The 7,152-nt window shown below is 63.4% G+C and carries 6 protein-coding genes; 5 read left to right on the plus strand and 1 reads right to left on the minus strand.

What is annotated here, in order from left to right; all coding sequences use genetic code 11:
- Nucleotides 1-413 precede the first annotated feature (413 nt).
- On the minus strand, nt 414-1,385 hold the full coding sequence (locus ACH2EI_RS08630; protein ID WP_395154199.1) for a DDE-type integrase/transposase/recombinase: 972 nt from the start codon (nt 1,383-1,385) through the stop codon (nt 414-416).
- Nucleotides 1,386-1,553: 168 nt separating this feature from the next.
- Between ACH2EI_RS08630 and ACH2EI_RS08635 the strand changes: the two genes are divergently transcribed.
- Genes ACH2EI_RS08635 through ACH2EI_RS08655 form a run of 5 tightly spaced genes read left to right on the plus strand, consistent with a single transcriptional unit; the run spans nt 1,554 to nt 7,119 of the window.
- Nucleotides 1,554-3,221, plus strand: a complete 1,668-nt coding sequence (locus ACH2EI_RS08635; protein WP_395154200.1) for an ABC transporter substrate-binding protein — start codon at nt 1,554-1,556, stop codon at nt 3,219-3,221.
- 26 nt (nt 3,222-3,247) lie between these two features.
- Nucleotides 3,248-4,201 (plus strand): ABC transporter permease, encoded by a 954-nt coding sequence (locus ACH2EI_RS08640; RefSeq protein ID WP_395154201.1) that lies wholly within the window; start codon nt 3,248-3,250, stop codon nt 4,199-4,201.
- A complete protein-coding gene (locus tag ACH2EI_RS08645) occupies nt 4,198-5,121 on the plus strand; it encodes an ABC transporter permease (protein WP_395154202.1) in 924 nt (307 codons plus the stop codon). Before ACH2EI_RS08640 ends, ACH2EI_RS08645 begins: the two co-directional genes overlap by 4 nt.
- Nucleotides 5,118-6,152 carry an ABC transporter ATP-binding protein gene (locus ACH2EI_RS08650; RefSeq protein WP_395154203.1) on the plus strand — a complete coding sequence of 345 codons (1,035 nt, stop codon included), beginning with the start codon at nt 5,118-5,120 and terminating at the stop codon, nt 6,150-6,152. Before ACH2EI_RS08645 ends, ACH2EI_RS08650 begins: the two co-directional genes overlap by 4 nt.
- Nucleotides 6,139-7,119 carry an ABC transporter ATP-binding protein gene (locus tag ACH2EI_RS08655; RefSeq protein WP_395154204.1) on the plus strand — a complete coding sequence of 327 codons (981 nt, stop codon included), beginning with the start codon at nt 6,139-6,141 and terminating at the stop codon, nt 7,117-7,119. The genes ACH2EI_RS08650 and ACH2EI_RS08655 overlap by 14 nt, the downstream gene beginning before the upstream one ends.
- The last annotated feature ends 33 nt before the right edge of the window (nt 7,120-7,152 follow it).

A 7,152-nucleotide genomic window follows, 5' to 3' on the forward strand; every position in this document is an offset into this window, starting at 1 on the left:
CGGTAGGACAAGCCGTAGCGGAGATACCAGCGGACCGCCAGCAACACCACGTCGGGCGGGAACCGGAAGCCCGCAAACGGCGGAGAAGTAGAGCGGCGACAGCGACGACGAATCACTCAAGCACGCGACGACCCGCACCCAACCTGCCAACGCGACAGCGACGACGAATCACCCGGGCACGCGACGACCCGCACCCAACCTGCCAACGCAACAGTGCACCTGCGCGTCCTGCTATGTCGTACCGCGACCTGGCAGAACTCCTTGCCGAACGCGGCATCGACGTTGATCCCGTGACGACCCAACGGTAGGTGCAACGCAACAGCGCCAGCTCAACTCGGCGATCTGTTCAGGACCCGTTCTGGAGCTTCCTGTCCAGAGGTTGGGGTGACGGTGGTGGTCTGTGGTTCGGGTTGTCATGAGGATAGTTCGAGCAGGTCGATGGGGCGTCGGCTGTTCATGTAGTCGCCGTGGTTGCGGCGTTGATGGTTGTAGGTGTGGCACCAGGCATCGGCTTCGCGTTGCAACTGGCGGACATTGTTGAAGCAGAGCCGGTGAAACGCCGGGCGCCAGCATTCCTGCAACATGGTTCCTTGGAACCGTTCGACCACCGCGTTGTGGTTCGGTGAACGCGGCGGAATGAACACTCGTTGCACATTTTTGGCAGCGACTGCGTCAGCAAACTTGGTGGCTTTGTATTCGGGTCCGTTGTCCGCGACGATCGCCTCGATCGGGAAACCCATCTTGGCCCACGTCTTGTAGATCCGCTCGAAGAACGCGACCGACACCGCCTTGTTGACAGTGCCGTGAACAAGCCACACCATTGCCCAACGTGTCCGAGTGTCAACAGCGGTGAGTTGATACACCTTGCCAACGCCTTTCAGGTTCCCGATGTAGAACGAGTCAACCGCGACAAGACCCCCAGGCTTGCCGGACCAATGGCAAAACCCGAACGGGTCGTCTTCGACCGCCACCTCCGTGATGAGTCCAGTGGTGAGCGCGGTGATCGCAGCAGCGCGTGCAAGGCGCTGATGGCGGCGGCCGAGACCATGCTTGATCAACAGGTTCTGCACTGTTGATTTACCGATCGTGAAACCCTGATCGAAGAGCCGGTCCGCGTACTGCCGGCACCCCAACGTCGGCATCGTGATCGCGAAAGTCAGCAACAGCTCGACAACGTGGGTCGGTGTCGCGTTTGGCATTGCCGGGGGCCGTCTTGTCTTGGGCTGTAGGGCTGAAAGGCCGTACTTCGCGGCCGTGTTACGCCACTTGTAAAACGTCTTGGGGCTGATCCCGAACGTGCGACACGTCGCAGCAACGTTGCCGGATTTTCGTGCATGGTCCAAGATGCGGACGCGTTGTTGGTACACAATCTGATCTGAGGTCACGGTGGTGGTCCCTTCGTGGGTCTTTGGTAGGAACCACAGGTTCCACCACCTGGCCCACCTCACGGCGGACCTCTCACCTCTACACCTGGACAGGAAGTTCTGGAGAGGTCTAAGGTTGCGCCAACGATCAAGCGGCGTGCTTGATCCATCCAATCAGGGAGACCGATGATGACCGTACGCCGACCCGGATCGAAGCGTTGCTTCGTCATGCTGACAGCGGCGAGCCTCGTGCTCGCCTCGTGCGGCAGCGATGGCGACCCGGTCGCATCGCCCAACGCGACGACTGAGCCCACCGCAGCAACAACGGCTAAGTCTGACGATACGGGCGACACGGGGACGACCGACCCAACCGAGACGGCGGCGAACGAACCACGCAGCGGGACCGGCGGCGAGCTCGTGATCGCTTTGGCCACCCAGCCAGCGGCGATCGACCCGATCAACGCACCGTCGGTCGTCGAGGGCAACGTTGCCAACCAGATGTTCGATTCACTGATCTGGATCAACGACGACGGCGAGATCGAGCCGGCCCTCGCCGAATCGTGGACGGTATCCGACGACGGCAACGTGTACACGTTCACGCTCCGCCAGGGCGTGACGTTCCACAATGGCGAGGAGTTCAACGCCGACGCGGTCAAGTTCACATGGGAAGCCGGCAAGAACCCCGAGAACGCTTACTTCGACCAGTTCGAGCTGGCGTCAGACGTGCGGGTCGTCGACTCCTACACCATCGAAATCGAGGCACCCGAGCCGAACGCCTTGTTCCTCGTGCAGGTTGGCCAGTGGCCGATGTTGCCGCCCGAGTACTACACCGAAGTCGGGTTCGAGGGCTTCGCCAAGGCGCCAGTCGGCACCGGGGCGTTCAAGCTCGTCGAATGGGTCCAGGGCGATCGCATCGTGTTGGAGAGATTCGATGACTACTGGCGCGAGGGATACCCGTTACTCGATCGCGTCGTGTTCCGGCCGATCACCGAGTCGTCCACGCGCGCTGCAGCGATCCGCACCGGCGACGTCGATATCGTCAACCGGCTCAGCCCCACCGACGCGATCTCACTCGACGGTGCGCCTGGGGTTGAACTCGTGGAGTACTCAAACAACCGCGTGTACTACATCGCGTTCAACAACCTCACCTCTGGCGTCGGGCAGCCGACCGAAAACGTGCTCGTCCGGCAGGCAATGAACTACGCCGTCGACAAGCAGGGCATCATCGACGCGTTGTTCGAGGGCAAGGGTGCTGTCCCAACCGCACTACTTGTTTCGGGCGACGTCGGCTACGACGACGCAGTCGAGCCGTACGCGTATGACCCACAGAAGGCGAAAGACCTGCTCGCCGAAGCCGGTTTCGGCGACGGCTTCTCGATCGGCATGGCATGTCCGTCCGACGCGTACACCAACTTCAGCGAGGTGTGCGAGGCGGTTGCGGCGCAGCTCGGCGAGGTCGGGATCAATGCGCAGCTCGACGTCATGGAGTCTGGGTCGTTCTGGGATCTCGAATCGACCAAGCAGCTACCGCCGATGTTCGGCGACAGTTGGTCGGCCAACAGCAACGAGCCGAGCGCCTATGACCGCCTGTTTGGCGCGCTGGGCGGCGACGACGCCAGCTATTCGTCGTGGTCCGACCCAATGATCGACGATTTACTCGCCAAGGTACTGACGACGCTCGACGACACCGCCAGGGCGCAGGTGTTCACCGACATCCAACTGCAATTGCACGACGATCCGCCGTTCATCTATCTCTACCAGCCGATCACGATCGAGGCCACCAGCGACCGGGTAGTCGACTACCGACCGCGTAACGCCGAGGACTTCGTGTTGTGGTACTCGTCGGTCACGGGCTGACGAGCGGGCAGCAATAGCGGCAACCGATGCGAAGGTATCTGCTGCACCGCCTGGGTCAATCGGTGGTGATGTTGATCGGCCTGCTGATCATCGTCTTCGTGTTGCTGCGCCTCTCGGGCGATCCGACCAACCTGCTGGCGCCCCGTGACGCGACCCCCGAACAGCGGGACGCGATACGCGATGCATACGGCTTTGACCGCCCAGTGGTGGTCCAGTTCGGCAATTTCGTCCGCGACGCGGTGCAACTCGACTTCGGATCGTCAATCCGGTACAAGCAGCCCGTCCGCGACATCATCTTCGCCCGAATGCCCGCCACGCTCGAGCTTGGCGCGGTCGCCGTCGTGTTTTCGACGATGATTGGCATCCCACTCGGAGTGCTCGCCGGCATGAAGCCTCGTCGGGGCATCGACGGCAGCGCTCGTGGACTCGCACTGCTCGGACAGACAATCCCTGATTTCTGGCTCGCGCTCGTGCTCATTCTCGTGTTTGCCGTGAAACTCGATTGGTTCCCCCCATTCGGACGCGAGACGTTCCAGCTTGGTCCGTTCGACGTGCCCAACCAGTCGATCATCCTGCCCGCGTTCGCGTTGTGTCTCTTCCCGATGGCGCAGTTGCTGCGGTTCACGCGGTCGTCGGTGTTGGAGATCGCCGGTGAGGACTATGTCCGAATCGCACGTAGCAAAGGCATCCCCTCGCGGTTGATCTACCGCCGCTACATCCTGAAGAACGCGATGATCCCGCTGATCAGCATCCTCAGCCTGCAGGTCGGAGCGCTCTTGAGCGGTTCCCTCTATATCGAGGCGGTCTTCTCGTGGCCCGGCGCCGGCGGACTGCTAGCCGAGGCGGTCGGCAACCGCGACTTCCCATTGGTCCAGGGCCTTGCCTTCCTCGGTGGTCTGATCACGATCGTGTTCTCATTACTCGCCGACGTGCTCTACAAACTGGCCGATCCTCGCATTCGACTGGGAGCGGGGCGATGACCGTTGGCCAGTTGGTGGAGCACCGTGACGACGAACCGTTTGCCGGGCCACTCCGGCGCTCCCCCCTTGCCAAGTTGCGACCGCTGCTGCGCTCACCCGGTGGCTTTGTTGGTGCGAGCATCTTCATCCTGCTCATTCTGCTCGCCGTGTTCGCGCCGTTGTTCGCGCCGCAGGATCCGCTCAAACAGAGTCTGCGTGACGCCAACACTCCGCCATTCTGGATGACGGACGGCTCGACGAAGTTCCTCGTCGGCACTGACGCCCTTGGACGCGACATCCTGAGTCGACTGATCTACGGCTCGCGGGTGTCGCTCACCGTCGCAGTCGGTGGCGTACTGATCGCGGCCACGCTCGGCATGCTCCTCGGCCTGATCGCCGGGTACAGGGGTGGTCGCATCGACCGCATCATCGTCGGCGGCAACGACCTCCTGCTGTCGGTGCCGTACATCCTGCTGGTTGTGGTGATCGCAGCGGTGGTGGGCACGAGCCTGGTCAACGTGATCCTCATCTTCGGGTTCACCGACATCCCGATCTTCGTACGCGTCACACGAGGCGAGGTCCTCAAACTCAAGGAAAGTACGTTCGTCGAAGCGGCACGCGGCGTCGGCGTGCCGCGCTGGCGAATTTTATGGTCGCACCTTGTGCCGAACCTCGTCGGGCCGATCGGCACGTTGGCAACGTTCGAAATGTCGTCGATGATCCTGTACGAAGCAGGCCTCGGTTTTCTCGGGCTGTCGGTGCCGCCGAGCACGCCCAGTTGGGGCAACATGATCAACGCTGGACGCGGGGCACTCGAGGTGTATCCGTGGATTTCGATCGCGCCCGGTGTTGCGATCGTGATCGCCGGCATGGGCCTCAACCTGCTCGGAGACTGGTCGCGCGATGCGCTCGACCCGCGATCACGCCGGGTCAAGCGATGAACGCACCCCTGTTGCGCGTCGACGGCCTGCAGGTTCATTTCGAAACGCCCGATGCGACGGTGCATGCCGTGAACGGCGTGTCGTTCGACGTCGCTGCAGGCGAGACGATCGCACTCGTCGGCGAGAGCGGCAGCGGCAAGTCGGTCACGATGCTCGCTCTCCTGCGCCTCCTCGCCGAACCGCCGGCCGTCATCAACGGCGTGAGCGCCACGTACGTTGCGAGGTCGGGGGAGGTCGACCTGCTCGACCGGCGGGTGCATCGCAAGCACGCCATCCGCGGCCGCGAGATCGGCTACGTCGCGCAGGATCCGCAGACGTCACTCAACCCCACCGTCACGATCGGCGTTCAGCTCACCGAGATGCTGCGGCACCACCTCTCGATGACCAAACGCTCCGCACGGCGCCACGCTGCCTTCCTGCTCGACCGAGTCGGCATACCCGATGCCGACAAGCGGCTCGACTCTTACCCCCACCAGCTCTCTGGTGGCATGCGCCAACGCGTGATGATCGCCGTTGCAATCAGCTGCGAACCCCGCCTGCTGATCGCCGACGAACCCACCACTGCGCTCGACGTCACCGTCCAGGCCCAGATCGTCGACCTGGTCCGGGACCTCCAGAAGGAGTTCGGTCTCGCCGTCATCTGGATCACCCATGATCTCGGCGTGGTGGCCGGGCTCGCCGACCGCGTCGCGGTGATGTACGCCGGGCGACTGGTCGAGTCGGCGCCCGTTGTCGGCCTGTACGGACAGCCGCTCCATCCATACAGCGTTGGGCTGCTCGGCGCTGTGCCACGGCTCGGCGCGCGATCAACGACGCTCGCCAGCATCCCGGGCATGCCCCCTGACCTCGAGACATATCCGTCGCACTGTGCGTTCGCGCCGCGCTGCCCGCATGCCTTCGAACCGTGCTGGGCGCAGGTCCCTCCGGATCGATCTCCTGCGGCGGGCCGGTCCGTCGCATGCTTCTACGATGCCGACGCGAATGGGAATGGGAATGCGAACGGGAATGGGTCCCACGATGACCGACGTTGAGCAGAATGATCGTGTTCCGATACTCACGGTCGAGGACCTCGCCGTGCATTTTCCTGGCGCCGGCCGCCGCTCCGCACCGATCAAGGCAGTCGATGGCGTCAGCTTCACGGTCGCCGCTGGCGAGACGCTCGGAGTGGTCGGCGAGAGCGGGTGCGGCAAGTCGACGACGGGCCGCGCCGTACTCCGGCTGATCGCACCCACACGTGGCAGGGTTTGGCTCGGCGACACCGAGCTGACCGCACTCGCCGAGGAGCCGCTGCGGCGCTTGCGACCCCGCATGCAGATGATCTTCCAGGATTCGTACGCGTCGTTGAACCCGCGCCACGACGTCGGACGCATCATTGCCGAGCCGATGATTGTGCACCAGGGTGTCTCACGCCGAGACGCGCAATCGCGTGTCCTCAAGCTTCTCGACCTCGTCGGTCTCAGATCGACGGCACTCGAGCGTTTCCCACACGAGTTCTCTGGCGGTCAGCGTCAACGCATCAACATTGCCCGTGCACTCTCACTCCAACCAGAGCTGATCGTTTGCGACGAGCCGATCTCGGCGCTCGACGTGTCGATCCAGGCCCAGATCGTGAACCTGCTCGTCGAGCTGCAGCAGCAGTTCGGCCTGGCGTACGTCTTCATCGCCCACGATTTGTCGATGGTCGAGCACATTGCGCACCGAGTGGCGGTGATGTACCTCGGCCATATCGTCGAGTCGGGCCCCGTAGACGAGTTGTTCGCGCGTCCGAATCACCCGTACACGCGGGCGTTGCTGTCCGCAGTGCCGATCCCCGTGCCCGGGATCGAAGCGACGCGACAGCGCATCCCGCTCGTGGGCGAAGTGCCGAGTCCCCAGTCACCGCCGCCCGGTTGCGCCTTCTCGACGCGGTGCCCCGACGTGATCGACCGCTGCCGTATCGAAGCACCTCTGGTCCGCACGATCGCGCCTGGCCGCGACGTCGCCTGTCACCTCGCCTGACACTGCCTGACACTGCCTGACACTGCCTGACAC

Origin of the sequence: Ilumatobacter sp. (assembly GCF_041688325.1) — a bacterium.
Lineage (GTDB): Bacteria > Actinomycetota > Acidimicrobiia > Acidimicrobiales > Ilumatobacteraceae > Ilumatobacter_A.

Coding starts and splice junctions, on each gene's coding strand:
- ACH2EI_RS08635 (WP_395154200.1), top strand. CDS start 1,554: ATGACCGTACGCCGACCCGGATCGAAGCGTTGCTTCGTCATGCTGACA.
- ACH2EI_RS08640 (WP_395154201.1), top strand. CDS start 3,248: ATGCGAAGGTATCTGCTGCACCGCCTGGGTCAATCGGTGGTGATGTTG.
- ACH2EI_RS08645 (WP_395154202.1), top strand. CDS start 4,198: ATGACCGTTGGCCAGTTGGTGGAGCACCGTGACGACGAACCGTTTGCC.
- ACH2EI_RS08650 (WP_395154203.1), top strand. CDS start 5,118: ATGAACGCACCCCTGTTGCGCGTCGACGGCCTGCAGGTTCATTTCGAA.
- ACH2EI_RS08655 (WP_395154204.1), top strand. CDS start 6,139: ATGACCGACGTTGAGCAGAATGATCGTGTTCCGATACTCACGGTCGAG.